Origin of the sequence: Flavobacterium sp. GSB-24 (genome assembly GCF_027924665.1) — a bacterium.
GTDB lineage: Bacteria > Bacteroidota > Bacteroidia > Flavobacteriales > Flavobacteriaceae > Flavobacterium.
This window is the reverse complement of the sequence record NZ_AP027043.1, coordinates 1,478,605-1,503,561: the sequence shown is the minus strand read 5'-3', so window position 1 is coordinate 1,503,561 and position 24,957 is coordinate 1,478,605. Positions and strand designations below refer to the sequence as shown.

23 protein-coding genes are annotated in these 24,957 nt (G+C 33.0%); 14 read left to right on the top strand and 9 right to left on the bottom strand.

The features are described from left to right. Positions 1–38: 38 nt before the first annotated feature. Positions 39–923 (bottom strand): GLPGLI family protein, encoded by an 885-nt coding sequence (locus QMG60_RS06795; RefSeq protein WP_281867281.1) that lies wholly within the window; start codon positions 921–923, stop codon positions 39–41. 212 nt (positions 924–1,135) lie between these two features. On the opposite strand from QMG60_RS06795, the gene QMG60_RS06790 reads away from it, so the two are divergent. Continuing rightward, on the top strand, positions 1,136–1,951 hold the full coding sequence (locus QMG60_RS06790; RefSeq protein WP_281867280.1) for a hypothetical protein: 816 nt from the start codon (positions 1,136–1,138) through the stop codon (positions 1,949–1,951). Then, entirely contained in the window at positions 1,951–2,565 is a 615-nt protein-coding gene (locus QMG60_RS06785; RefSeq protein ID WP_057117590.1) for a deoxynucleoside kinase, read from the top strand. The genes QMG60_RS06790 and QMG60_RS06785 overlap by 1 nt, the downstream gene beginning before the upstream one ends. A 184-nt stretch (positions 2,566–2,749) precedes the next feature. Here QMG60_RS06785 and QMG60_RS06780 read toward each other — a convergent pair whose 3' ends face one another. From QMG60_RS06780 to QMG60_RS06760, 5 genes are all read right to left on the bottom strand, one after another. Continuing rightward, entirely contained in the window at positions 2,750–5,275 is a 2,526-nt protein-coding gene (locus tag QMG60_RS06780; RefSeq protein ID WP_057117591.1) for a sodium-translocating pyrophosphatase, read from the bottom strand. A gap of 111 nt (positions 5,276–5,386) precedes the next feature. After that, entirely contained in the window at positions 5,387–5,917 is a 531-nt protein-coding gene (locus tag QMG60_RS06775; protein ID WP_057117592.1) for an inorganic diphosphatase, read from the bottom strand. Between the two features lie 111 nt (positions 5,918–6,028). Next, positions 6,029–6,628, bottom strand: a complete 600-nt coding sequence (locus tag QMG60_RS06770; protein WP_281867279.1) for a DNA-3-methyladenine glycosylase 2 family protein — start codon at positions 6,626–6,628, stop codon at positions 6,029–6,031. 204 nt (positions 6,629–6,832) lie between these two features. Continuing rightward, positions 6,833–9,334 carry a DUF5686 family protein gene (locus QMG60_RS06765; RefSeq protein WP_134139191.1) on the bottom strand — a complete coding sequence of 834 codons (2,502 nt, stop codon included), beginning with the start codon at positions 9,332–9,334 and terminating at the stop codon, positions 6,833–6,835. Positions 9,335–9,404: 70 nt separating this feature from the next. Next, positions 9,405–10,382: a pyruvate dehydrogenase complex E1 component subunit beta gene (locus tag QMG60_RS06760; protein WP_071636151.1), complete on the bottom strand. Its 978-nt coding sequence runs from the start codon at positions 10,380–10,382 to the stop codon at positions 9,405–9,407. Between the two features lie 501 nt (positions 10,383–10,883). Between QMG60_RS06760 and QMG60_RS06755 the strand changes: the two genes are divergently transcribed. From QMG60_RS06755 to QMG60_RS06740, 4 genes are all read left to right on the top strand, one after another. Then, on the top strand, positions 10,884–11,630 hold the full coding sequence (locus QMG60_RS06755) for an electron transfer flavoprotein subunit beta/FixA family protein (RefSeq protein WP_134139190.1): 747 nt from the start codon (positions 10,884–10,886) through the stop codon (positions 11,628–11,630). An 88-nt stretch (positions 11,631–11,718) separates the two neighbouring features. Then, positions 11,719–12,687 (top strand): electron transfer flavoprotein subunit alpha/FixB family protein, encoded by a 969-nt coding sequence (locus tag QMG60_RS06750; RefSeq protein WP_281867278.1) that lies wholly within the window; start codon positions 11,719–11,721, stop codon positions 12,685–12,687. A gap of 164 nt (positions 12,688–12,851) precedes the next feature. Beyond that, the gene (locus QMG60_RS06745) at positions 12,852–13,475 is read left to right on the top strand and encodes a bifunctional nuclease family protein (protein WP_057117598.1); all 624 of its coding nucleotides are present in this window, start codon (positions 12,852–12,854) and stop codon (positions 13,473–13,475) included. A 119-nt stretch (positions 13,476–13,594) separates the two neighbouring features. Continuing rightward, positions 13,595–14,446, top strand: coding sequence for a thymidylate synthase (locus QMG60_RS06740; RefSeq protein WP_057117599.1), 852 nt, complete (start codon positions 13,595–13,597; stop codon positions 14,444–14,446). Positions 14,447–14,484: 38 nt separating this feature from the next. Here QMG60_RS06740 and QMG60_RS06735 read toward each other — a convergent pair whose 3' ends face one another. After that, on the bottom strand, positions 14,485–14,781 hold the full coding sequence (locus tag QMG60_RS06735; RefSeq protein WP_057117600.1) for an isoamylase early set domain-containing protein: 297 nt from the start codon (positions 14,779–14,781) through the stop codon (positions 14,485–14,487). A 239-nt stretch (positions 14,782–15,020) separates the two neighbouring features. Between QMG60_RS06735 and QMG60_RS06730 the strand changes: the two genes are divergently transcribed. The 4 genes from QMG60_RS06730 (at position 15,021) to QMG60_RS06715 (ending at position 17,885) form a co-directional block, all read left to right on the top strand. Next, on the top strand, positions 15,021–15,365 hold the full coding sequence (locus QMG60_RS06730) for a 2TM domain-containing protein (protein WP_057117601.1): 345 nt from the start codon (positions 15,021–15,023) through the stop codon (positions 15,363–15,365). Between the two features lie 12 nt (positions 15,366–15,377). After that, the gene (locus QMG60_RS06725) at positions 15,378–15,860 is read left to right on the top strand and encodes a dihydrofolate reductase (RefSeq protein ID WP_057117602.1); all 483 of its coding nucleotides are present in this window, start codon (positions 15,378–15,380) and stop codon (positions 15,858–15,860) included. A 581-nt stretch (positions 15,861–16,441) separates the two neighbouring features. Next, entirely contained in the window at positions 16,442–17,173 is a 732-nt protein-coding gene (gene ubiE / locus QMG60_RS06720; protein WP_057117603.1) for a bifunctional demethylmenaquinone methyltransferase/2-methoxy-6-polyprenyl-1,4-benzoquinol methylase UbiE, read from the top strand. 1 nt (position 17,174) lies between these two features. Beyond that, positions 17,175–17,885 (top strand): porin family protein, encoded by a 711-nt coding sequence (locus tag QMG60_RS06715; RefSeq protein WP_134139185.1) that lies wholly within the window; start codon positions 17,175–17,177, stop codon positions 17,883–17,885. A gap of 9 nt (positions 17,886–17,894) precedes the next feature. On the opposite strand, the gene QMG60_RS06710 is transcribed toward QMG60_RS06715, so the two are convergent. Continuing rightward, positions 17,895–18,623: an RNA methyltransferase gene (locus QMG60_RS06710; RefSeq protein WP_281867277.1), complete on the bottom strand. Its 729-nt coding sequence runs from the start codon at positions 18,621–18,623 to the stop codon at positions 17,895–17,897. Positions 18,624–18,660: 37 nt separating this feature from the next. Between QMG60_RS06710 and QMG60_RS06705 the strand changes: the two genes are divergently transcribed. The 4 genes from QMG60_RS06705 (at position 18,661) to QMG60_RS06690 (ending at position 24,007) form a co-directional block, all read left to right on the top strand. Beyond that, the gene (locus QMG60_RS06705; protein WP_082586809.1) at positions 18,661–21,234 is read left to right on the top strand and encodes a BamA/TamA family outer membrane protein; all 2,574 of its coding nucleotides are present in this window, start codon (positions 18,661–18,663) and stop codon (positions 21,232–21,234) included. Positions 21,235–21,294: 60 nt separating this feature from the next. After that, positions 21,295–22,362, top strand: a complete 1,068-nt coding sequence (fbaA, locus tag QMG60_RS06700) for a class II fructose-bisphosphate aldolase (RefSeq protein WP_057117606.1) — start codon at positions 21,295–21,297, stop codon at positions 22,360–22,362. A gap of 86 nt (positions 22,363–22,448) precedes the next feature. Then, positions 22,449–23,303, top strand: a complete 855-nt coding sequence (accD, locus tag QMG60_RS06695; protein ID WP_026728501.1) for an acetyl-CoA carboxylase, carboxyltransferase subunit beta — start codon at positions 22,449–22,451, stop codon at positions 23,301–23,303. 83 nt (positions 23,304–23,386) lie between these two features. Then, positions 23,387–24,007: a hypothetical protein gene (locus QMG60_RS06690; RefSeq protein WP_281867276.1), complete on the top strand. Its 621-nt coding sequence runs from the start codon at positions 23,387–23,389 to the stop codon at positions 24,005–24,007. Position 24,008: 1 nt separating this feature from the next. On the opposite strand, the gene QMG60_RS06685 is transcribed toward QMG60_RS06690, so the two are convergent. After that, entirely contained in the window at positions 24,009–24,896 is an 888-nt protein-coding gene (locus tag QMG60_RS06685) for a cupin-like domain-containing protein (protein WP_281867275.1), read from the bottom strand. Between the last annotated feature and the right edge of the window lie 61 nt (positions 24,897–24,957).

Genomic DNA, 24,957 nt, shown 5'->3' with positions numbered 1-24,957 from the left:
TAAAAGAATACTTAGAATAAATAATAAATGCCAGAAATTTATCTTCCCATTGGAGGTGGCCCGCCGGCGCGACCACGGTTCATTTCTCTAAATTCTTCCATTTTTTTAATTACTGTTTCGTCGTAATCTTTTTGAGAAATTACTTTCCCTTTTTTAGAAGGTTTTATTTCTACTTTATCCTTTGCATTCAAAACAATTTTAGAACATAAAATAGTTGTTCTTCCATCATTTACTTCCAAAATCAAACCCGGAAGTCCCCAATAATTCTCTGGTCCTTGGTTTACAGGAATCTCTGGTGTATACCAAGCCGTTACAACAATTTCTTTTGGCATCTCAAAGTTATCCTCAAAATTGGTTTTTGTGTCTCCAGAAGTCTTCTTTGGTTCTTCTTTTTTATCATCATTATTTTTAGGTCGGAAGTTTCTAAAATCGGTTTTACTTGCTTCTTTTACTGCTGTTGCTTTAAAACAATTGTAACCGCCAATTTGTTTGGTTTCCTGCTCTAGCTTCCAGTTTAATTTCGGCAGCGAATCGACAACTAAAAATTCTTTTCCCATAAATTCTTTATCAACGGTATACGATTTTGTTTTCACGTCTTTGTAGAAAGTGCCTCCGCCTCCCATGAAAGAGTTCATCATAATACGCATACCGCCTTGCTGTCCAGGAGCTTCTAATTTTTCCTCCTCTTTATAAATTGATGCCGATTTATCGAAGTTTAGAATAAATGTTTTCTCAAGCATTTTTTTCATACGCTCTTCCATATTCTTTTGCATCTCTGGCGTAATGTCTCTGTTTCCGCGCATTCCTTCAAACTTTGGCGCTTGAGTTTTTGACTCATAAACTGCCATTCCCTGAAAATCTTTTTGAGCTTGAATTTGTGTACCAACAAGTATCAATGTCATATAAAAAAATATTTTCTTCATTTCATTTTCTTTAAAAGTGAGTAAATCCGAGAAACTTACAATCAAATGTATTATTAATTTAAAAGTACTAAAAATTAAATATATTAATAGCCGCACGGCATAGACAGAAGCCCTTATTTTTTAGACTATTAGAATTAAAAAAGGTTTAAATGCTAAAATTGAACTTCTAATGAGGGATTTTTGTAATTTGCACTCTTGTAAATTTATTTCTAATGCGTGAAACTGTGCAAAAACTTGTATATTTTTTATTTCTTTTCTGCACTTTTAATGCATTGACTGCTCAGGAAGCCAGCATAAATCCGAAATTAATTTCTCATTATAAAAATGAAGCTGAACAATTTTTAGGATACGATTCTTTTGGTTATTCTTATCAGATAACAAATAATGTTTTTAGTAAAATTAAAGGGAAAGAGATATTTGAATATAAAAATGTTTCTCTGGGAAAAATTACAAAAGTCGATTTACAAAATCCGCTGAAAATAGTTTTGTTTTATGAAGACTTTAATAGCGTCGTTTTATTGGATAATCAATTGAATAAAATGACAGAAATTAATTTTTCGCAAAATTCAACGCCTATTGTAGTTGCCGGAATCGGGATGTCTACTCAAAATCAATTATGGATTTACAACACTTTAAATCAGCAGATTGGTCTTTTTGATTATTTAAAAAATGAATATAAAACAGTTTCAATTCCGCTGACTGAACCAATCAAATATTATCAAACTGATTTTAATACTTTCTATTGGATCGATAAAAATAACAACTGGTTTTCTTGTGACATTTTTGGAAAAATTACTTCATTGGGCAAAATACAAGACTTTGATAAAATTGAAATAATAAATCCTTCACAATATATCTTCAGCAGAGATAGCTTACTTTATTTTAAAGGGATTAACAAAGCAAATCCTGATGTAATTTCTGAGATTAAAATTTTAGAAAAAACCTTTACCAATTTTTATTACAAAGACCAAATTTTATCTATTTTTACATCTACAGATATATCAAATTATAAAATCGTAACACCGTAATGCACATAGCAATAGCAGGAAACATAGGCGCAGGAAAAACTACTTTGACCAAATTATTAGCGAAACATTTTAAATGGGAACCTCATTATGAAGATGTAGTTGATAATCCGTATTTAGATGATTTCTATCATCAGATGGAACGCTGGTCATTTAATCTTCAGATTTATTTCTTGAACAGCCGTTTTCGTCAAGTGCAGCAAATTCGCGAAAGCGGGAAAAAAATCATTCAAGACAGAACGATTTATGAAGATGCACATATTTTTGCTCCGAACTTATATGCAATGGGTTTGATGACAAGCCGTGATTTTGAAAATTACACTTCTTTGTTTGAATTAATGGAATCTTTGGTTAAAGCTCCAGATTTGTTGATTTATTTAAGAAGTTCTATTCCGAATTTGGTTGGGCAGATCCATAAACGCGGACGTGAGTACGAAAACTCAATTTCTATTGATTATTTAAGCCGTTTGAACGAAAGATATGAAGCCTGGATTCAGACTTATACCAAAGGAAAATTATTAATTATTGATGTTGATAATATTAATTTTGTTGATAATCCAGAAGATTTGGGAAACATCATTAATAGAATTGATGCTGAATTGAACGGGTTGTTTTAAACACGAATTACACAGATTTACACGAAATAAAAGGAGCCTCTAAATAATATTTTTTAGAGGCTTTTCTGTTAATTATGATCCTAACAGGTTTCCAAAACCTGTTAGGTATTTTTTATTCTCAGCATTTAACTAGATAGATACCTAACAGGTTTTGGAAACCTGTTAGGATAGTGAGTATCATTTTTTATTGTGCAGCGTTAATTTTTGCCTGCACTTCTTCTTCTGTTCCTTCGTAAACTTCTGTAGTTGTTTTACCATTTTCTTTTTTAGTAACAGTTCCAGTCGTTTTTCCATTTATATTTTTAACCTCAACGCGAACCGATTTTCTCTCATAACCAGCATCAGAGTATTTTCCGCTTGCATCAAAATGCGCTAAACATTTAGCCGTTTCTTCTGGAGAACAGCCTTTTTCTTTGCACATTTTAATACATTCTTCTTTTGTCATTCCAGACATGTCTCCACATTTAGAAACTCCTCCATGCATTTCAGTTTTTGCACAGCAAGAAGCTGAAGCTGCTATATCTGATGGAGAATGTCCTTCTCCCAAAATTGGTGCAATTACCAATCCAATCAAACAGGTTAACTTAATTAAAATATTCATTGATGGTCCAGAAGTATCTTTAAATGGATCTCCAACTGTATCTCCAGTAACTGCTGCTTTATGTGCATCAGAGCCTTTATACGTCATTTCGCCATTAATCATAACTCCTGCTTCAAAAGATTTTTTAGCATTATCCCAAGCTCCTCCAGCATTGTTTTGAAAAACTGCCCAAAGAACTCCAGAAACGGTAACTCCAGCCATATATCCACCTAACATTTCTGCAATTAGCTGGTTGTTATCTCCGTAAACTAATTTTCCAATCAAGACAATTAGAATTGGAAAACCAATTGTCAAAATCCCAGGAAGCATCATTTCGCGTAAAGCTGCTTTTGTAGAAATCTCAACGCATTTCCCATACTCTGGTTTTCCAGTTCCTTCCATAATTCCAGGAATTTCTTTGAACTGGCGGCGCACTTCGTATACCATATCCATCGCAGCTTTTCCAACAGAATTCATCGCCAAAGCGGAGAAAACCACCGGAATCATTCCGCCGACAAATAACATCGCTAAAACGGGTGCTTTAAAAATATTAATTCCGTCAATTCCTGTAAAAGTTACATAAGCTGCGAATAATGCTAGTGAAGTTAAAGCTGCAGAAGCAATTGCAAAACCTTTTCCAGTTGCGGCTGTTGTATTTCCAACAGAATCTAAAATATCAGTTCTCGTACGAACTTCTTTTGGTAATTCGCTCATTTCTGCGATTCCTCCAGCATTATCAGAAATTGGCCCGAAAGCATCAATTGCTAATTGCATTGCTGTAGTTGCCATCATAGCTGATGCTGCCAAAGCCACTCCATAAAATCCTGCCAAAGCATAAGAAATCCAAATTGCTCCAGCGAACAATAATACGGTTGGAAAAGTCGAAATCATTCCAGTTGCCAAACCAGCAATTACGTTTGTTCCCGCCCCTGTGGATGATTTTTGAACAATAGCCAAAACTGGTTTTGTTCCTAATCCTGTATAATATTCTGTTACAGATGAAATAGCACCGCCAACAACTAATCCTACCAAAGTAGCATAGAAAACTCGCAATGATGAAATCGCTTTTGATCCTTCACCAAAAAAACTCATCTGCATCGTTTCCGGAAGCATATATTGTACTAAAAAGAAACACGCAACAGCAGTTAAAGCTATCGAAACCCAGTTTCCTATATTTAATGCTTTCTGCACTTGTGCTTCTTTTGCATTGTCATCTGAAATTTTTACTAAAAGTGTCCCAATAATTGAGAATATAATTCCGAAACCAGCAATTGCCATTGGAAGCAAAATTGGACCAATTCCCCCAAAAGCATCATTGATACTTCCGCCCATATCTTTGATCACATAATTCCCTAGTACCATTGCGGCAAGAACTGTTGCTACATACGACCCAAATAAATCGGCTCCCATTCCGGCAACGTCTCCAACATTATCTCCCACGTTATCAGCAATTGTTGCAGGATTACGTGGATCGTCTTCTGGAATTCCCGCTTCAACCTTACCAACTAAATCGGCACCAACATCTGCTGCTTTGGTATAGATTCCGCCTCCAACTCTGGCAAACAAAGCGATTGATTCTGCACCAAGTGAAAATCCAGCTAATGTTTCTAAAACAACTGTCATTGTTTCGGTGTCTTTCCAAACTCCGTCAGAAAAAAGATTAAAGAAAATGATAAAAAAAGCTGTTAAACCTAAAACGGCTAAACCTGCAACGCCTAAACCCATTACGGTTCCGCCTCCAAAAGAAACCTTTAAGGCTTGTGGAAGACTTGTACGCGCAGCTTGAGTAGTTCTAACATTTGTTTTAGTTGCTATTTTCATTCCAATATTTCCTGCATAAGCCGAAAATAATGCTCCAAAAATAAATGCAATTACGATTAATAAATGTGTTTTTACACCCGGAATAAAAGTAATTCCTGCCAAGGCTAAACTGGCAATAATTACAAATATGGTTAATAGTTTATATTCGGCTTTTAGGAAGGCTAAGGCTCCTTCGTAGATGTAATCTGAAATCTCTTTCATCTTGCCATCTCCAGCATCTTGTTTTAAAACCCAAGTCCTTTTTATTCCCATGAAAAGTAATCCTAAAACTGCCATAATAATTGGCAGGTAAATCATAAATGCATTCATAATTTTTAATGGTTTTGGTTAATAGTCAACAATCTAACTGAAACGAATTTAAACAAAAAAGCAATACTCCTGACGGAGTATTGCTTTTTTTATAAAATATACAACCTTAAATTATTTAATACTAAATAATCCCTCTGGTTTATTTTCAATATCGTTAAAACGTTTTGTACACTCAGCAATAATTTCAAATGCTTCGTTCACGTCTCCCCATCCTTCAACATCTACTTTCTTGTTTTCAAGATCTTTGTAAACTTGGAAGAAATGCTCAATTTCTTTTACTAAGTGAGGGTTGATGTCTGATAAATCTGTTAATGAATTCCAGATTGGATCTGAAACTGGTACACAAATAATTTTTTCATCTGGTCCTTTATCATCTGCCATATGGAAAACACCAATTGGCTTAACTTCCATAACACATCCAGGAAAAGTTGGTTCGTTTACCAAAACTAATACATCAAGAGGATCACCGTCTAAAGCTAAAGTTTCCGGAATAAATCCGTAATCTGCTGGATACATCATTGAAGAGAATAACATTCTGTCGAAACGCATTCTTTTAATTTCAAAATCGTACTCGTATTTATTTCTGCTTCCTCTTGGTATTTCGATTAATACATCGAAAGTCGTTAATTTGTCTGCGGTCATTTTCGTTTTTTATTGTTTCTATAATTTCGGTTGCAAAAATAACTAAAGAATCCAGTTTTACAATAAAAAACAAGGTTAAATTATCCTCATTAGAGTTTAAAAAACAAGCATTTAATAGGTAATTTTTCTGTTTCGCTTATTTAGGTAGTAATGCCAGAGCAAATAGGTTGCATACGATCGATAAGGACTCCATTGTTCGGCATGAATTTCCATTTCTTGTTTATCGTGTATATTCAACAATTCTTTAATGGTATTTACTACTGCAATATCTCCTAACGGAATCAAATCTGGCTCTTGAAGACAGAACATTAAATAAATATCTATTGTCCAGTTTCCGATGCCTTTTAGTTTTATAAGCTCTTCGCGAACTTGCTTTGCCGATTTTGAAGCCAAACTTTCAACATCTAATTCTTTATTTAAAATTGCTTCCGCTAAAATCTTAATGTATTTTGTTTTCTGACGGCTGACACCAAGATTTCTATATTCTTCATCAGAAAGGACAGCCATAGTTTCTGGATTACAAGTAGTATATGCTTTAATTTTTAAGAATGTGGCTTTCGCCGAATCTATGGAAACCTGCTGTTCGAGGATTAATAAAACCAAAGTCTCAAATCCCTGAGGTCGTTTCGGAATTGCCGGAAGTCCATACTTCTCGATTATCTCTCGAAATATTGGATTTTTATTGATTAGAAAATCGATGGCTTCCTGCATGGTTTTGATTTAAGTCTATTCAAAATTAAAGAAAAAAGAATTTCGCAGGTATAAAGTTTTTTCACGCAGATTTTGCAGATTTAAACAGATTTTTAAATTTAGCAGAAATTACAAATCTGCAAAATCAGTGTCAAACAAAAAAGCCGCAAAGATTTAAACCTTTGCGACTTTGTAACTTTGTACCTGTGAACCTCATCTAAAAACTTAAAAATAGAATCCGAAAGATCCTTTTATAGCAAATTTATGAGCATCTGGCATATCTAAATAATTTCCTCTCCACGAAAAATCAAGTCTGAAAACTTTAAAGATATTTCCAATTCCGGCGTTGTATTCCCAGTATACTTTTTCAGGAGCATTATAAGGCAATCCAGAAGCATTAATGGCGCGATTAGCATCAGAAATAGTTCCATGAACGGCTCTAACTCCTATAAATTCTCTCCAATTTAATTTTCTCATGAATGGAATTCTAGCAAATAATCTTCCTCCAAAATCATGATTCCATTGTAAGGTTGTGTATTGATCTGTAACAAATTCGTAGAAATTCAAATTACTAAACGTATTTTCTATCGTAAAATAAGTTTGGTTACCTGGAATTACGCTCATCAATCCTAACGGAATTGTTCCAAAGGTTTTTCCCGTTTCTACTATAATATTTGATCTTCCTAATGGTCCGATAATAATAGGCTGTTTATAGAAAATCTGAATTTTTTCATACGCAAAATCACTATCCATAACTCCTTTAAGACCGTAACTAAAGTTTACAAAGAAATGACTAAAAGGACTGTCTACTAAATCTCTTTCTACTCCGTAACCAATCGTTTTTCGGTTCGGCATATATTCAAATTGAATATTGGCTTCGGATTGTTTTACGTCACTTTTAACAACTCCCATCGGATTTGCTGCAGTTGGCAATGTCGTATAATAATCTAAACTAAAAGTTTTCGAAGCCGATTCTAATGTTCGATATGAGAATCCAGCCGAAACAATAAAGTTCTTCTTGGCTTCCATTTCAACAGAAACATTGCTCAGGTTTATATTGGTCAGCTTTCCGTTACTTCCTGTTGTAAATAAAGCAGAAGACGCAAAACTTCGCCCTAAGACATCATTTGTTGTGGTTAAGCTGGCTCCAATTTGCTCGATGTCGCGCCTGTTTCCTCCAGAAATAATAACTCGGTTTTTCTTATCAACCATCCATTTTCCTGAAAGTCCGTATTTGAATTTATTATCATCAAATCCGTATGCTGTGTAAGCTTGTATACGCCAAGGGTCATTTGGTCCGAAATAAGTTCTTCCTCCTACCCTTAATCTTAAACCTTCAACTTCATTATAACCAAAGGTTGAATAAATAGGTCCGTAATCGAAATTCTTAAATTCGACGTAACCGCTTCCCAAGATGGAGACGAGATTATACAACTGTTTAAATCGCTTAACGGTCTGCAATGTATCAAGCATTTTATAAACGCCTGCTTCGTCTTTATTTAATTTTTCAAAACGATTTTCTTCCCAGAATTCAGGCGGTCGTTCATAGACTGCATTGTCAATAAAATTGACTTCTTCTTTATAGAATTTCTCTGGTTTTTGAATATTAAATTTATGATTACGATACAATGTCGTTCGTTTTCCATAAACTCCTTTTGATTTTTCTTTTTTATTTAAAGCAAAATCAGACATCATATAATCACGGGTTAGAAGAAAAACAGAATCGTTTTGTACTTCAAACTCCTGCTCGATATAAATATCTTTTACCCAGTTAATATTGGCGCTTTTTGTTACACCCATATTAATTTTTTTGATCGCAAAAGTCGTATCGTTTACCCAGAAATCACCTTTAAAAGTCAATTCGTTTTTACGTCTTGGATAGAAAACAATGTTGTAACACCATTTTTTATCAATATACGCACTGTCTTTTAAGACATAATTGTAAACATCAATTCCTGTTCGCGAAAGCGGACTTGTGAAGCTTTTATCAAAAAATTTAAGATGATTATCGTAAATATTATAATCGGAATAAAGGTCTTTTACAAATGATAAAATCTGCTGATTTCCATTAAAACCAGACATTTTATTTCCAGTTAGGTTTTCTTTTACTTTCTTTAGTTTATTATCTCCGTAAACATCATAAACTGATTCGTTGATAAAAATTGGCAGATAAGTTTTTCCGGTAACATCCGAAGTATCAACATGATTAAAGATAAACTCCATTCCCTTGAAAAGTTTGTTTTTCATGAATGCGCTATCAATAGTATTCATATCAAACTCTACTTTTTCATACTTCTGCATTTGATATTGATTAAATTGGTAAAGTCCGTTTTTACGTTTTCTTTCCCATATTTTTCTCAAAATATCAAGCGCTGGATTATTCTTTTTGGAGGTTTTACCAGTATAAATTACAACTTCATTAAGTGCTTCGGCTTCGCCTAAAACAATTTTAAAATTATAATTAACTGCTTTTTCTAGTGGAACTTCTTTATCTGAAAATCCTGCCGAGGTAACTAATAAAGCTGTATAAGTATTTGGAGATTCTAAATAAAAACGACCGTCTTCATTAGAAACGATTCCAGTATTTGAACCTTTAAAAACAACATTTGCAAAAGGTATCGGCTGATTAGATTTGTCCAAAACAATTCCACTCACTTTCGTTTGTGCAGTAGCAATAGTCGCAAATGCGATTACAAAAAATAGGCTGAGTAAAATTATTCTTTTCATAATCTGGGCAAAAAAAAACTTCATCAATTAACTATGAATGATGAAGTTTTGTGAGTATTTTAAATATGTATTATTTGTATAATACTTTTTTAACTGCTTTTACTACATCACCTGCGTTTGGCAACCAGTCTTTTAACAGTACTGGAGAGTAAGGTGCAGGAGTGTCTGCTGTTGTAATACGTTGAATTGGCGCATCAAGGAAGTCGAATGCTTGTTCTTGAACGATATATGTAATTTCAGAAGAAATACTTGCAAATGGCCAAGCTTCTTCAAGAATTACTAAACGATTTGTTTTTTTAACAGATTTAAGGATTGCATCTTTATCCATAGGACGAACTGTTCTTAAATCGATAATCTCACAAGAGATTCCTTCTTTAGCTAATTCATCAGCAGCAATAAAAGCTTCTTTGATAATTTTTCCGAAAGAAACAATAGTTACATCTGTTCCTTCACGCTTAATATCAGCAACTCCTAATGGAATTGTGTATTCTCCGTCTGGCACTTCACCTTTGTCACCATACATTTGCTCAGATTCCATGAAAATTACGGGATCATTATCGCGAATTGCAGATTTTAAAAGTCCTTTCGCATCGTAAGGAGTTGAAGGAACAACAACTTTAAGACCTGGAGTGTTAGCAAACCAGTTTTCTAAAGCTTGCGAGTGTGTAGCTCCTAATTGACCAGCAGAAGCTGTTGGTCCGCGGAAAACGATTGGCACATTAAATTGTCCCCCAGTCATTTGACGCATTTTAGCAGCATTATTTATGATTTGATCAATACCAACTAAACAGAAGTTGAATGTCATATATTCTACAATAGGACGATTTCCGTTCATTGCAGAACCTACTGCAATTCCTGTAAAACCAAGCTCAGCAATTGGAGTATCAATAACTCTTTTTTCGCCAAACTCCGCAAGCATTCCTTTTGAAGCTTTATATGCTCCGTTGTATTCTGCAACTTCTTCGCCCATTAAATATATGGATTCATCGTGACGCATTTCTTCACTCATCGCTTCGCAAATGGCCTCTCTAAATTGTATTGTTCTCATATTTATATTGTATGTTGAATTTTCTGAAGAGCAAAAATAAATATTTTAAATAACTTAAAAGCATAAATTGAATTTAAAATCGCATGAAGTTCTTTCTCTCTTTAGCTTTTAACTTTTTAAAGTTAATTGTGATATTTACGAAATCGATATAATAACGTAAAATTCACACTTAATTTACTGGAAATATTTTTTAGACAAACTTTAATCTATTTGTTTAATTCTTTGTTTCTCTGAAATTCATTCATCAAAACGTAAATATTCGAAGTTTAGTATTTTTAACACAATTTTTTTTACAGCGCAAATTTGTACGATATTATAAAATTACTAATAATCAGGTAAAATGATTGATTTTTTATTTTTAGATTCCGATAAAAATCATCTCAAACTATAGAATCTGCGAAATCGTAATAGTTTTAAAAAATATTATGCGTGCATAGTATAATTATTCCAAATTAAATTCTAAATTTGTAAAAGCATATTATAAATTCAAAATATATACTTATGAAAATACTAGTTTGCATCAGCCATGTGCCTGATACTACTTCAAAAATTAACTTTACTAACGGCGATTCAGAATTTGATACAGCCGGCGTACAATATGTTATTAATCCTAACGACGAATTTGGGCTTACACGTGCAATTTGGTTTCAAGAACAACAAGGTGCAAATGTAACTGTAGTAAATGTCGGAGGTCCTGATACTGAACCAACATTACGTAAAGCTTTGGCAATTGGTGCAAACGAAGCAATTCGTGTTAACGCGAATCCTACTGATGGTTTTTTTGTTGCTAAACAATTAGCAGAAGTAATTAAAAACGGCGGTTACGATCTTGTAATTGCAGGAAAAGAATCTCTTGATTATAATGGCGGAATGGTTCCTGGAATGATCGCTGGAATTTTAGGTTCTAACTTTTTAAATTCTTGTACAGCTCTTACAGTTGACGGAAACAATGTAAAAGCTGTTCGTGAAATCGATGGTGGTAAAGAAACAGTAAGCACTACTCTACCTTTAATTATTGGAGGTCAAAAAGGTCTTGTTGAAGAAAAAGATTTGCGTATTCCGAACATGAGAGGAATTATGACAGCAAGAACTAAAGCTTTAACTATTTTAGAACCAGTTGATGCTCCAGTAAATACAAAAGCAGTGAAATTTGAAAAACCAGCTCCAAAATCAGCAGTAAAACTAATTTCTCCTGATAATTTAGATGAGTTAATCAATTTATTACACAACGAAGCGAAGGTAATCTAGTAATCAGTTTTCAGTCTCGGTTTTCAGCTTTCAGTTTATCAACTTGAAACTTGAAACTTGAAACTCATAACCTCTAAACAAAAAAATCATGTCAATATTAATATATGCAGAATCTGCAGAAGGAAAATTTAAGAAAGTTGCATTCGAATTAGCTTCTTATGCAAAAAAAGTAGCCGAAAGTTTAGGAACAACTGTTACAGCTTTGACTGTAAATATTAACGACGTAAGCGAATTAGGCAAATACGGAGTTGATAAAGTTTTAAAAGTGAATAACGATAAATTAGCTGGTTTTACTGCTAAAGCTTATGCCGATGTAATTAAGCAAGCTGCTGAAAAAGAAGGAACAAAAGTAGTTTTACTTTCTTCTACAACAGATAGTATTTATCTTTCATCATTGGTTGCAGTAGCTTTAAATGCTGGTTTTGCATCAAATGTTGTAGGATTGCCAGTTAGCACCTCTCCTTTCCAAGTAAAAAGAAATGCGTTCTCAAACAAAGCTTTCAACATTACTCAAATCGATACAGATGTAAAAGTTCTTGGTTTAGCTAAAAACTCTTACGGAATTTTTGAAAGCGCAGGATCTGCATCTGAAGAAGATTTTAATCCATCAATTGGAGAAAATGACTTTGGAGTGAAAGTAGAATCTGTTGAAAAAGTTACTGGAAAAGTTTCTATTGCTGATGCTGATATCGTAGTTTCTGGCGGACGCGGATTGAAAGGTCCAGAAAACTGGGGATTAATCGAAGATCTTGCTGCTGTTTTGGGAGCTGCAACTGCATGTTCTAAACCAGTTTCAGATTTAGGCTGGAGACCTCACAGCGAGCACGTTGGACAAACAGGAAAACCAGTTGCAACTAATTTATATATTGCGGTAGGTATTTCTGGAGCAATTCAGCATATTGCTGGTATTAACTCATCAAAAGTAAAAGTGGTTATCAATAACGATCCTGAAGCTCCTTTCTTTAAAGTTGCTGATTACGGAATCGTTGGTGATGCTTTTGAAATTGTACCTCAATTAACAGAGAAATTAAAAGCTTTTAAAGCTCAGCATTCTTAATTCAAGAATTCTCTTCAAAATATTTGCTGCCTAAAAACAAGATATTGTATCTTTGTTTATAGGCAGCTTTTTTGTTCCATATTTTTTGATTAAAATTGCAGCTTTATTTTTCAAACAAAAAAAGCAATAAAACAAGGCTCTAAGTGCCTTTTTTACAAACATATATGAGTCTAGTAAAATTATCTATAAAAGGAATTTCATACAGTCAAACTCAAAATGGAGCTTATGCCCTAATTTTGAACGAAGTTGATGGCGAACGAAAATTACCTATCGTTATTGGCGCTTTTGAAGCCCAGTCGATAGCTATTGCCTTAGAAAAAGAAATAAAACCACCTCGTCCGTTAACACACGATTTATTCAAAAACTTCGCTGAAAGATTTGATATTGTAGTAAAACAAGTAATTATTCACAAACTGGTTGACGGCGTTTTTTATTCTAGTTTAATCTGCGAAAGAGATAAAATTGAAGAAATTATCGATGCCAGAACTTCTGATGCAATCGCTTTAGCTTTACGCTTTAATGCACCGATTTTTACTTATAAAAACATCTTAGATAAAGCAGGAATTTATTTAAAATCAAATACTGCAGATACAGATCAAGGTTCTCAGGAAATTGATGATGTTCTTTCGAATCCAGAAACTTTTGGACACGAGGAAGAAACAAATCAATCGGGAGAAGTTTACGCAAAACATACCCTGCAAGAACTGAATGAACTTTTGGATCAAGCCGTTTCTCAGGAAGATTACGAAAAAGCAGCCAAAATTAGAGACGAAATCTCGAAAAGATAATTTTATGGCTGTAAGCCATAGGCCTTAGGCTGTAAGCTTAAGCTAAAAACATAAAAAAATCCAAGCTACAAGATTTTAGGAAAAAGCCTAAAGCCTATAGCATAAAGCTTAAAGCATCTATGAAGCAATACTTAGATTTAGTAAAACACGTTTTAGAAAACGGCTGTCAAAAAGGAGACCGAACTGGAACTGGAACAAAAAGTGTTTTTGGTTACCAAATGCGTTTTGATTTAAGTGAAGGTTTCCCAATGGTTACGACCAAAAAATTACATTTAAAATCGATCATTTACGAATTGCTCTGGTTTTTAAAAGGCGATACAAACGTAAAATATCTTCAGGAAAACGGAGTGAAAATCTGGGATGAATGGGCAGATTCTAATGGTGATTTAGGACCTGTTTACGGACATCAATGGAGAAACTGGAACAGTGAAGAAATTGATCAGATTACTGAATTAATTACTGAATTAAAAACAAATCCGAACAGTCGCAGAATGCTGGTTTCTGCTTGGAATCCTTCGGTTTTGCCAGACACTAAAAAATCATTTGAAGAAAATGTAGCTAACAATAAAGCGGCTTTGCCTCCATGTCATGCATTTTTTCAATTTTATGTGGCAACACCAGATTTAGAAAAAGGAGAAACTAAAGGAAAATTATCTTGTCAGTTATACCAAAGAAGCGCAGATATATTTCTGGGAGTTCCTTTTAATATTGCTTCTTACGCATTATTGACCATGATGATTGCTCAGGTTTGCGATTTAGAACCAGGCGATTTTATTCACACTTTTGGTGACGCACATATTTACAACAATCATTTTGAGCAATTGGAATTACAATTGACTCGCGAACCAAAACCATTACCAAAAATGATTTTAAATCCAGAGATTAAAAACATTTTTGATTTTGATTTTAATGATTTTACACTAGTAGATTACGATCCGCATCCTGCTATAAAAGGAAGTGTTGCAGTATAATTATAAAAAAAATCCGCTTGAATTTTAAGCGGATTTTTTTATACAACTAAAACACTATTCTCACTTCCAGCATAATCATTCCATTTGTAGAAATCTGCTTCTGGATCATTTACATAAATCCCGTCGATAACATACTTAAATTCGTAAATCGCATCTTTCACCAAATCATAAGTCGCTTTAAAAGTTCCATTTTTCAACTTACTTAAAGTTCCTTCTTCAACATTCCAGTTGTTAAAGTCCCCTACGACCGCTGCCGAATCAGCGTCTTTGGCATCTATAGAAAATGTTACTTTACAAACTGGCTTCGTTTTGATAAATTGTTTTTTTAAAGACATAACTATTTAGTTTTTAGTTTTATACATCTAAAATTAATTAAAATCAACCAAACACTCACCACTACGGCAATCGATTTATGATAATGCTAAAAACAGGATGTCATTTTAGATTTATCTATAATTTTAAAGACATAAAATTTTGTTTTTCAAATTCTTATATCGATTTAAAACAAATATTGTATCTCCAAAATATTGACTTTCAAAAATAAATTTTAACTTTATAATCTCATATTTATCTTATGGAAAAAGAAGTGCACGAACAATACGAATACGCTAGACGACGATTAAGACAAAAAAAAATACTATATTTTCATTTTGTTCTTTTCCTTTTAGGAAGTTTATTTTTATTTATTGCTAATAGATTTTTTGGTTTTGGAGAAGGGACAACTCAAAACTGGTGTATTTGGGGTATTACGATCTGGCTTTTTATTTTTATTTTACATTTTATAAAAGTTTACATTACCGACCGCTTTATGAATAAAAAATGGGAAAGAGAGCAAATTGACAGATTAGTGGCTTTACAACAAAAAAGAATCACGCAGCTTGAATCCTCTATTAATGAAGAGAATGAAAATAAAATTTAGTTTCAGCATACCATGATTATAATGATAGCGGCAGCAGCCGAAAACAATGCGCTTGGAAAAAACAATGAATTAGTATGGCATCTGCCAAATGATTTTAAACGTTTTAAATCGCTTACGACAGGGCATCATATTATTATGGGAAGAAAAACTTTTGAGAGTTTTCCAAAACCATTACCAGACCGAGTTCATGTTGTAATTACACGTCAGGAAAATTACCAGCCAGAAGGATGTATTGTTGTAGACAGTATTGAAAAAGCAATTGCTGTTTGTCCTGAAAATGATGACAGTTATATTATAGGAGGCGGTGAAATTTACAATCTGGCACTTCCATTTACCGATATAATAGAACTTACTAGAGTTCACCATACTTTTGAAGCAGATGCTTTTTTTCCAAAAATTAGCAGAAGTGAATGGATTTTGGTAGAATCTGAAGAAAATTACAAAGATGAAAAGCATCTTTATGATTATACTTATGAAACTTACATTAGAAAATAAATAAAAAAACATCCTCTTTTGGGAGGATGTTTTTAAAACGATTGATTTTTTAGACCTGACTTACTCAAGAATAGTTTTGTTTAAAATCACAAATACTCAAAAAGCATTTGAAATAACTGAATAACATTTAATGTTATTTGAGATATAAATCTCAAAAACGCCTTTAATAACAAATACCACTAAGATATTAAAGGCAGAAAATTAAAATTTCCAAAAACAAATTTAATCCTAAGAACGTATTTTGCACTATAAAATAGTATTTCCCCCCAAGAACAATACTTACAAAACTTTTTCAAGAACAAATGAAATTACAAGTGCAAAAAAAGTAACCATCTGCTTAAGTCTTTGCGGTACTACCAATCATTAAAACTTTAATCATTTTTACTTCTACAAAGTTGCTCATAATGGAGCGATTGGACAATACCGTGATTTGGTGATTTTATCAAAATCCCTAAATTTAGGGATGCCAAGAATACAACTGGAATTAACTTTAAAATAAATCATTCAAAACATTTATTTTACAAATTAAAAAACTCAATTACAGTTAAACTAGATTGTTTATATTTGCCTAAATAAAAAAAATGTCTGAAAAAATAACTCCGTATAAAGACTCTTCTTTAGGTAAAAAAGAGCAAGTAACCCAAATGTTTGACACCATTTCTGGGAATTACGACAATTTAAACCGTGTCATTTCATTTGGAATTGATGTAAAATGGCGTAAAAAAGTATTGAAAATAGTCTCAGACAAAAAACCAAAAGTTATTCTGGACATTGCAACAGGAACTGGCGATTTGGCTATTTTACTTGCACAGACTAATGCTGATAAAATTATTGGTTTAGACATTTCTGAAGGAATGCTGGAAGTTGGAAAAAAGAAAGTTGCAGAAAAAAATCTTTCTAATATTATTGAATTAGTTTTAGGCGATTCTGAAAACATGCCTTTTGAGGATAATTATTTTGACGCTATTACGGTAAGTTTTGGTGTTAGAAATTTTGAAAACCTTGAAAAAGGTTTTGGAGAAATCTTAAGAGTTCTAAAACCAAATGGTGTTTTTGTTATATTAGAAACTTCTGTTCCAGATAAGTTCCCTTATAAACAAGGTTATAATTTTTATAGTAAAAATATACTTCCTTTGATCGGGAAATTATTTTCTAAAGACAATGATGCCTATGGTTATTTATCTGAATCTGCTGCTGCTTTTCCTTATGGAGAAGCCTTAAACAATATTTTGAGAAAAACTGGGTTTATAGATGTTGTGGCAATGCCTCAAACTTTTGGTGTCGCAACGATTTATTCTGCATCTAAAAAATAGTATGAAAAAAGCTGTAATCTTATTTTTATTGGTCTTCGCGACAAATGGGTATTCTCAATTTGCTAAAAACATGTTTAGCAAAGACCCTATTATTAATCTTGAAAACTGGCAAAAGCAGCGTGTCTACTTTGGCTATTATTTAGGTTTTAATAGTTTTGACTTTAAATTTGATTACAAAACTCCTGTACAAGCTGATATTCAGGTAAAAAAAACTACTGGTTTTAATGTGGGTGTTGTTGCCGATTTAAGATTACAGGAATATATTAATCTGCGTTTTGAACCAGGATTGTATTATACAAAACGTGATTTATATTTTCCTGGCGTAGGAACTTCAGAAAATGATTATTTGAGAGAAGTAAATAGTACTTATATTCACTTTCCTTTATTATTAAAATTCTCTGCTTTGCGTACAGGAAACATTCGTCCTTACTTAGTTGGCGGTATGTCTACAACTTTAAATTTATCGAGCAATTCTAAATCTAAAGACGATAACTTTCAGCAGAAATTTAGAGTTAAACAATGGACCGCTGCTTATGAATTAGGTGTAGGAATTGATATTTTTACTGAATACTTCATTTTCTCGCCTTCTGTAAGAGGAATGTTTGGTATAACCGACGAACTTATCAGAGATAATACTGCAGATAGTCCGTGGACTGGAAATATTGATTCAATGAAATCTAGAGCGATTTTAATAAATTTCACTTTTCATTAAAACAAAAATCTAACTATTTCGTTTAAATTCACTAAGAATAATTGCTGTTGCAGTAGCTACATTTAAACTTTCGGTTTTTTGCAGCTCTCCAAATCTAGGAATTGTTAGACGAGTTGTAACTACTTTCTCAATCTCTTCTGAAATACCGTTAGCTTCGTTACCCATAATAATGATGCCGTCTTGAGGTAATTCTGATTGATAGATATTTGCGCCGTCCATAAAAGTTCCAAAAACTGGCAGTTTAGTTTGAGCAAGGAAAGATTTTAAATCAACGTAATTTATATTTACCCTAGTAATGGAGCCCATTGTTGCTTGCACTACTTTTGGATTATAAATATCTACCGTTTCTTTAGAACAGATTACTTGTTTAATACCAAACCAATCGCAGAGACGTAAAATAGTTCCTAAATTTCCAGGATCTCTAATGTCGTCTAAGGCTAAAATTAAACCCGAATCGATTATTTTCTTTTCGGCAGGAATTTTAAAAACAGCCAGACAAGAATTTGGAGTTGCTAAAGCACTTATTTTTTTTAGTTCTTGTTCATTAATAAGAGTTCGTTTAGAAGATTGAACCTCTTCAAAATCATTTAATGTTGTGTATAAATGTTCTAATTCAAAATTGGATTGCAGCAATTCTTGAATTACTTTTACTCCTTCGGCAAAAAATAATTGATTAGCAAAACGCTGCTTTTTTTGATGTAAACTTGAGATAAGCTTTATTTGGTTTTTACTAACCATAAAATAATGTACTTTTGAATTAAATATTAAAAAACACTTGAAAAATAATTCCACAAAAATAATAGCATTTCTTCTAATTGCAATACTTATTTGCGCTTGTAATGCCGTAAAAAGAGTTCCCGATGGAAAAAACCTTCTTGTAAAAAACAATATTATAGTAAATGGCAAATCTTCAAACGACGAAATTGCCACAAATCAAATGTATCAAAAGCCTAATGGTAAACTATTGGGTTACAAACTTCGATTGAATTTATACAATTTAGCCAATTTAAATCCAGACTCAACTTACCAGGCAAAATTCAAAAACAATCCTGGCAAATATGAGCGTATGTCTAAAATATTATCTGCAAAACAAGTAGATCGTCTGGGACAGTCTTTTTATTACAAAGGAATTCATGAGTTTTTAAAAAATACTGGCGAGCCTCCTGTAATTATTGATACTTCTAAAACTAAAAAATCATTGCTTCGTTTGAAATTCTATTATTTCAATAATGGTTATTTTAATGTGAAGACTGATTATACTATTGATACAGTTGGACGAAAAAGAGCCGCAATTAATTATAACATCACTACTGGTCCTGCTTATAAGCTGGATACAATCAAAAGTAATATATTGACACCTGCACTAGATTCATTATACAAAACAAATAATGAACCTTCTTTGTTAAAATCTGGCAATCAATACAAAACTACAGATTTTGAAGATGAAAAAAATCGTATTACAACATATTTCAGGAATCATGGTGCATATTACTTTCAGCCCACTTACGTAACTTTTGATATTGATACCATTGGTAAAAAGAATAAAGCTGATGTTACTTTAAATATTACTAATAATGTTATTCAAGGAAGAGATTCAAGCCGTACTGAACCTTTCAAACTATACACTATTAGCGACGTTAATATTTACACCGATTATTCTGCCGCAAATTCAAAGAAAAAACCAACCGACAGCACAACATACAATAATTTCAATCTTTACAGTTACAACAAACTTAAGTACAAGCCTCGTGCCATAACTGATGCTATTTTTATAACCAAAGGAAGTACTTTCGCAGATTTTAGAACTACCCTTTCTTCTCGTTATTTAAACAATTTAAAGATCTTTAATTATCCTTCCATACAATATGAAGTAGACAAAAGAGATTCTACTGCTCAATCTCTTATTGCTAATGTTTATTTAACGCCTAGAAAAAAATATAGTTTTGGAGCAACCTTCGACGTAACACATTCTAACATTCAAGATTTTGGAATTGGAGCAAGTGTTTCTGAAACCATACGAAATGTATTTAATCGTGCCGAAACCTTAGAAATTTCTGCCCGTTTAAATATTGGTTCTTCAAGAGATATGGCAAATCCAAATAACAATTTCTTCAATGTTTCCGAATATGGTTTGGATCTTAAATTGAACTTTCCGAGAATTTTACTGCCTTTTGGAACTGAAAAAATCATTCCTAAAAGTATGATTCCGTCGACCTCTATTACTTCTGGTTTTTCAAAACAGCGGAATATTGGTTTAGATAAAGAGAATTTTACTGGAGGTATTGCTTATAACTGGTCGCCAAAACGTCATAATACTGCAAAATTAGAATTATTGAATGCACAGTTTGTTCGTAATTTAAATCCTGGCAATTATTTTAATGTCTATACATCTTCTTATAATGATTTGAATAATATTGGAAAAGATTACAATATTAACCCTCTTAACTGGGGAGAAACCACAGAAGAGCAAAATAGAAAAGACCTTACTATACCTAATGGAACTACAGGTTTTACCAATGACGTTTTAACCAATCAAACAGCTTTGCTGCCTGGAAATCCAGAATATAAAGAGGTACAAAGTATTGAAGAGCGCCGCATTAGGCTGACAGAAAATGATTTTATTTTGGCTACAAGTTATTCTTTCACTAAAACAACCAAAAAAGATTTAGCAGATAATAACTTCTATCAATTTAGAACAAAAATAGAATCGGCAGGAACATTATTATCTGCGATTTCAAGCATAGGAAATCTACCTAAAAATGCAAGAGGTAATTATGAGATATTCAACTTAGAATACTCAGAGTATATCAAAACCGAATTTGACTACATTAAACACTGGGATTTTGGAAAAGAAAAAGTGCTTGCTGTAAGAAGCTTTTTCGGAATTGCCATTCCGTTTGGAAATTCAAATTATATTCCATTTTCACGAAGTTATTATGGCGGAGGTTCAAATGACAACCGTGCATGGCAGCCTTATGCTTTAGGGCCTGGAAGTACAAATGCCGTAAACGACTTTAATGAGGCAAATATGAAAATTGCAATGAGTGCAGAATTTCGTTTCAAAATTGCGGGTGATGTAAAGGGAGCGATCTTTGCAGATGCCGGAAATATCTGGAATGTGCTCGATAATGTTACTGATGAGAAAGCAAAATTTGACAACTTAAACGATTTAGAAGAAATTGCTTTAGGTACAGGATTTGGTTTAAGATACGATTTAAGCTTTTTTGTTATTCGTTTAGATTTAGGCTTTAAGACTTATAATCCGGCACATGAGAAGGGAGATCGATGGTTTAAAGAATATAATTTTGGACACTCGGTTTTAAATTTTGGTATAAATTATCCGTTCTAATGCTAATTAATTCTTATTTTTGCAACCTAAAAACTAAAAACAACTATAAAAAAAATTACAATGGCACACAATATTAAACCCGGAGTAGCTACAGGAGATCAAGTTCAGGAGATTTTTAATTATGCGAAAGAAAAAGGATTTGCTTTACCTGCAGTAAACGTTACAGGATCTAGTACAATTAATGGAGTTCTAGAAACTGCAGCAAAATTAAATGCACCGGTTATCATTCAATTTTCTAACGGAGGAGCACAATTCAACGCTGGAAAAGGATTATCAAATGCAGGCGAAAAAGCAGCAATCGCTGGTGGTATCGCTGGAGCAAAACACATTCACACTTTAGCAGAAGCTTATGGTGCAACTGTAATTTTACATACTGACCACTGTGCAAAAAAATTATTGCCTTGGATCGATGGTTTATTAGATGCTTCTGAAAAACACTTTGCAGAAACAGGAAAACCATTATTCAGTTCTCATATGATCGATTTGTCTGAGGAGCCAATCGAAGAAAATATTGAGATCTGTAAAGAATATTTAGCTAGAATGAGCAAAATGGGCATGACATTGGAAATCGAACTTGGTATAACAGGCGGTGAAGAAGATGGTGTAGACAACTCTGATGTTGACAGCTCAAAATTATATACACAACCAGAAGAAGTAGCTTATGCTTACGAAGAATTATCTAAAGTAAGTCCTAAATTTACAATTGCTGCTGCTTTTGGAAACGTTCACGGTGTTTACAAACCAGGAAACGTAAAATTAACTCCAAAAATCTTAAAAAATTCTCAAGATTTCGTACAAAAGAAATTCAACACTGGACATAACCCAGTAGATTTCGTTTTCCACGGAGGTTCAGGTTCTACACTTGAAGAAATCAGAGAAGGAATTAGCTACGGAGTTATCAAAATGAACATCGATACAGATTTACAGTTTGCATACACTGAAGGAATCCGTGATTATATGGTTAAAAACCTTGACTATTTAAAATCTCAAATTGGAAACCCAGAAGGTGCTGATGCTCCTAACAAAAAATATTATGACCCAAGAAGATGGGTTCGTGAAAGCGAAGTAACATTCAACGCAAGACTTGAACAAGCTTTTGCTGATTTAAATAATGTGAATACACTATAATTTTAGATATCTGATTTTAGATTTTAGATTTCTTTTTTGGAATCTAAAATCTAAAGTCTAAAATCTTAAATCTTAAATTTTAAAAAATGGCTTGGTTTAAAAGACAAGAAAAAGGGATTACGACCGCTACAGAAGATAAGATGGACGTTCCGAAAGGATTGTGGTACAAATCTCCTACTGGAAAAATTATTGATGCTGACGAATTAGCTCGTAACTTATTCGTAAGCCCTGAAGATGATTTTCACGTTCGAATTGGAAGCGCAACCTATTTTGAAATTTTATTCGACAACAACGAATTTGTTGAGTTAGATAAAAACATGACATCAAAAGATCCTTTGCATTTTGTGGATACAAAAAAATATGCAGAGAGATTAAAAGATGTAATGGAAAAAACTCATCTTAAAGACGCTGTACGTACGGGAGTAGGAAAATCTAAAGGAAGAGAACTTGTAATCTGCTGCATGGATTTTGCCTTTATTGGCGGATCTATGGGAGCAGTTGTAGGTGAAAAAATCGCAAGAGGTATCGATCACGCGATCAAAAACAAACTGCCTTTTGTTATGATTTCTAAATCTGGTGGAGCTCGTATGATGGAAGCTGCTTATTCTTTAATGCAATTAGCAAAAACTTCTGTAAAACTGGCTCAATTAGCTGAAGCTAAATTACCTTATATCTCTCTTTGTACAGATCCAACAACTGGAGGAACAACTGCATCTTACGCTATGTTAGGAGACATTAATATCTCTGAGCCAGGCGCTTTGATTGGTTTCGCTGGCCCACGTGTTGTTCGTGATACTACTGGAAAAGATTTACCAGAAGGTTTCCAAACTGCTGAGTTTCTTTTAGAGCACGGTTTCTTAGACTTTATCACGCCAAGAAAAGAATTGAAAGATAAGATCAATTTATATATCGATTTGATTCAAAACAATGATATTAGATAGTTTTTAAACTATTCAAAATAGAAAAATCCCAAGAAATTGCTTCTTGGGATTTTTTTATATCTTTATTTTAAATCTTATTTTTTATGGCGAGAATTTTTATTGGGTTTATGATCTGTTTTCTTCTTTTGAATTGCAATAATAAAGAAGAAAAGATTGTTGAGGAAAACAAATTGTATATTATATCCTATGAAGATAGAAAACTTCAAAAATATTATGATTCATTAGAAAAAAGGAATCCAAAAAGTCCGCCACCTCCTAGAGGTTTCTATTCAGAAAACCAGCTTATTATTGATAAAAAAAGAGATTACTATTACTATCAAAAAGAATTTATGAGATATGGATGTGGAACAATCCCTGCAAGTGACACTGTGCCACATTTTATAGATTTAAAACCAAATAGGATAATGAAAGTCCCGCAAGCAAGAATCATTGATTTTCTTTCGAAAAATATTCCAACAAAAGAAGAACATAAAAAAATTTTAATCATTGCTTCTCAAAATGACACCATTAAAAACAACTTGCTTTTTGATTATTTGAATAAAAAGAATATTAGTCATTTTATAAGAAGAACGACGCAAGAAGAAGACACAGTTTTAAAATACAAGAAAAACAATGAGTATTATAATTCAGAAGAGATCAAATGGGACAAAAATAGAATTACATTTCCTTTTATAAAACCGAAGCTAGAAAAAACAAAAGAATAAATCAACTCGCTTTTTTCAAATCCTTTTTCAATTCTTTTTCAGCTATTTTAAAAGCTAGTTTCTCACGCCAAATTGCATAGCGTTCTCTAAAAACTACTTTTATGGCGCTATCGACTGCACCATGCATAAATAAGCTCCAAACGCTTCCCATTTTTCGAGTTATTGATCTATCCCACGCACGAAGACTTAGCGAGAAAGAGCCGTCTATGTAGCGCATCCAGTGCCACATTCCGGTAGGCATGAATAGAGTGTCTCCGTGTTCTAGGAAAACCTCATAGCCTTCTACTCCTTTTAGTGCCGGAAATTTTTCAAAATCTGGATTGGCAACATCATAATCTTCTAAAGCGTAAGTAGTATTTGGCACACAATAGAGCCTCTTTTTCCATTTATTATCGAACAAGATTATATGTTTTCTGCCACCAAAATGTGTGTGAAAGAGATGTGGTAGATCAATATCGTAATGCAGGAAAGTAATCGCCTTTGAGCCTCCAAAAAACATAGCAGGCATACTTTCTATAAAACCACCCATTAATTCTTTGGGGATTTTTACATCATTAATTAATTCAGGCCTGTGTTTAAAAAGATTAAAGAAAAAAATACGTAATTGAGTCGGCTCTCTTTTTATTAAATCGAGATATTCACCAAATTTCATACTGGCAATAGAAGCATTAATTACTTTTGCGGGATCTGCCTTAGAATTATCAACTAGCTTTACTTCAATATCTCCTGCAATTTCTTTAAAATAATCCGTAGACCATTTTTCTCGTGCAGGCCAATCTTTGGTTAATCCTTTTATTATAAGAGGCTTTCTTTTATCTAGATAATTCTTTTTAAAATCTTCTCTAGAAATAGATTCAACTGTATCAACATTTTTTAGGATAAAGCTCATTGTTTTCCGATTTAAATTATCTACACCACCACAACAATTATTCTAGTTTTAAAATTTCAGA

What these genes read in the sequence shown, in the direction of transcription:
- QMG60_RS06745 (WP_057117598.1), top strand. Translation starts at nt 12,852, where the DNA reads ATGAGTCTAGTAAAATTATCTATAAAAGGAATTTCATACAGTCAAACT.
- QMG60_RS06770 (WP_281867279.1), bottom strand. Translation starts at nt 6,628, where the DNA reads ATGCAGGAAGCCATCGATTTTCTAATCAATAAAAATCCAATATTTCGA.
- ubiE (WP_057117603.1), top strand. Translation starts at nt 16,442, where the DNA reads ATGTCTGAAAAAATAACTCCGTATAAAGACTCTTCTTTAGGTAAAAAA.
- QMG60_RS06790 (WP_281867280.1), top strand. Translation starts at nt 1,136, where the DNA reads ATGCGTGAAACTGTGCAAAAACTTGTATATTTTTTATTTCTTTTCTGC.
- QMG60_RS06765 (WP_134139191.1), bottom strand. Translation starts at nt 9,334, where the DNA reads ATGAAAAGAATAATTTTACTCAGCCTATTTTTTGTAATCGCATTTGCG.
- QMG60_RS06760 (WP_071636151.1), bottom strand. Translation starts at nt 10,382, where the DNA reads ATGAGAACAATACAATTTAGAGAGGCCATTTGCGAAGCGATGAGTGAA.
- QMG60_RS06795 (WP_281867281.1), bottom strand. Translation starts at nt 923, where the DNA reads ATGAAGAAAATATTTTTTTATATGACATTGATACTTGTTGGTACACAA.
- QMG60_RS06730 (WP_057117601.1), top strand. Translation starts at nt 15,021, where the DNA reads ATGGAAAAAGAAGTGCACGAACAATACGAATACGCTAGACGACGATTA.
- QMG60_RS06780 (WP_057117591.1), bottom strand. Translation starts at nt 5,275, where the DNA reads ATGAATGCATTTATGATTTACCTGCCAATTATTATGGCAGTTTTAGGA.
- QMG60_RS06725 (WP_057117602.1), top strand. Translation starts at nt 15,378, where the DNA reads ATGATTATAATGATAGCGGCAGCAGCCGAAAACAATGCGCTTGGAAAA.
- accD (WP_026728501.1), top strand. Translation starts at nt 22,449, where the DNA reads ATGGCTTGGTTTAAAAGACAAGAAAAAGGGATTACGACCGCTACAGAA.
- QMG60_RS06750 (WP_281867278.1), top strand. Translation starts at nt 11,719, where the DNA reads ATGTCAATATTAATATATGCAGAATCTGCAGAAGGAAAATTTAAGAAA.
- QMG60_RS06690 (WP_281867276.1), top strand. Translation starts at nt 23,387, where the DNA reads ATGGCGAGAATTTTTATTGGGTTTATGATCTGTTTTCTTCTTTTGAAT.
- QMG60_RS06755 (WP_134139190.1), top strand. Translation starts at nt 10,884, where the DNA reads ATGAAAATACTAGTTTGCATCAGCCATGTGCCTGATACTACTTCAAAA.
- fbaA (WP_057117606.1), top strand. Translation starts at nt 21,295, where the DNA reads ATGGCACACAATATTAAACCCGGAGTAGCTACAGGAGATCAAGTTCAG.
- QMG60_RS06735 (WP_057117600.1), bottom strand. Translation starts at nt 14,781, where the DNA reads ATGTCTTTAAAAAAACAATTTATCAAAACGAAGCCAGTTTGTAAAGTA.
- QMG60_RS06715 (WP_134139185.1), top strand. Translation starts at nt 17,175, where the DNA reads ATGAAAAAAGCTGTAATCTTATTTTTATTGGTCTTCGCGACAAATGGG.
- QMG60_RS06685 (WP_281867275.1), bottom strand. Translation starts at nt 24,896, where the DNA reads ATGAGCTTTATCCTAAAAAATGTTGATACAGTTGAATCTATTTCTAGA.
- QMG60_RS06775 (WP_057117592.1), bottom strand. Translation starts at nt 5,917, where the DNA reads ATGACCGCAGACAAATTAACGACTTTCGATGTATTAATCGAAATACCA.
- QMG60_RS06740 (WP_057117599.1), top strand. Translation starts at nt 13,595, where the DNA reads ATGAAGCAATACTTAGATTTAGTAAAACACGTTTTAGAAAACGGCTGT.
- QMG60_RS06785 (WP_057117590.1), top strand. Translation starts at nt 1,951, where the DNA reads ATGCACATAGCAATAGCAGGAAACATAGGCGCAGGAAAAACTACTTTG.
- QMG60_RS06710 (WP_281867277.1), bottom strand. Translation starts at nt 18,623, where the DNA reads ATGGTTAGTAAAAACCAAATAAAGCTTATCTCAAGTTTACATCAAAAA.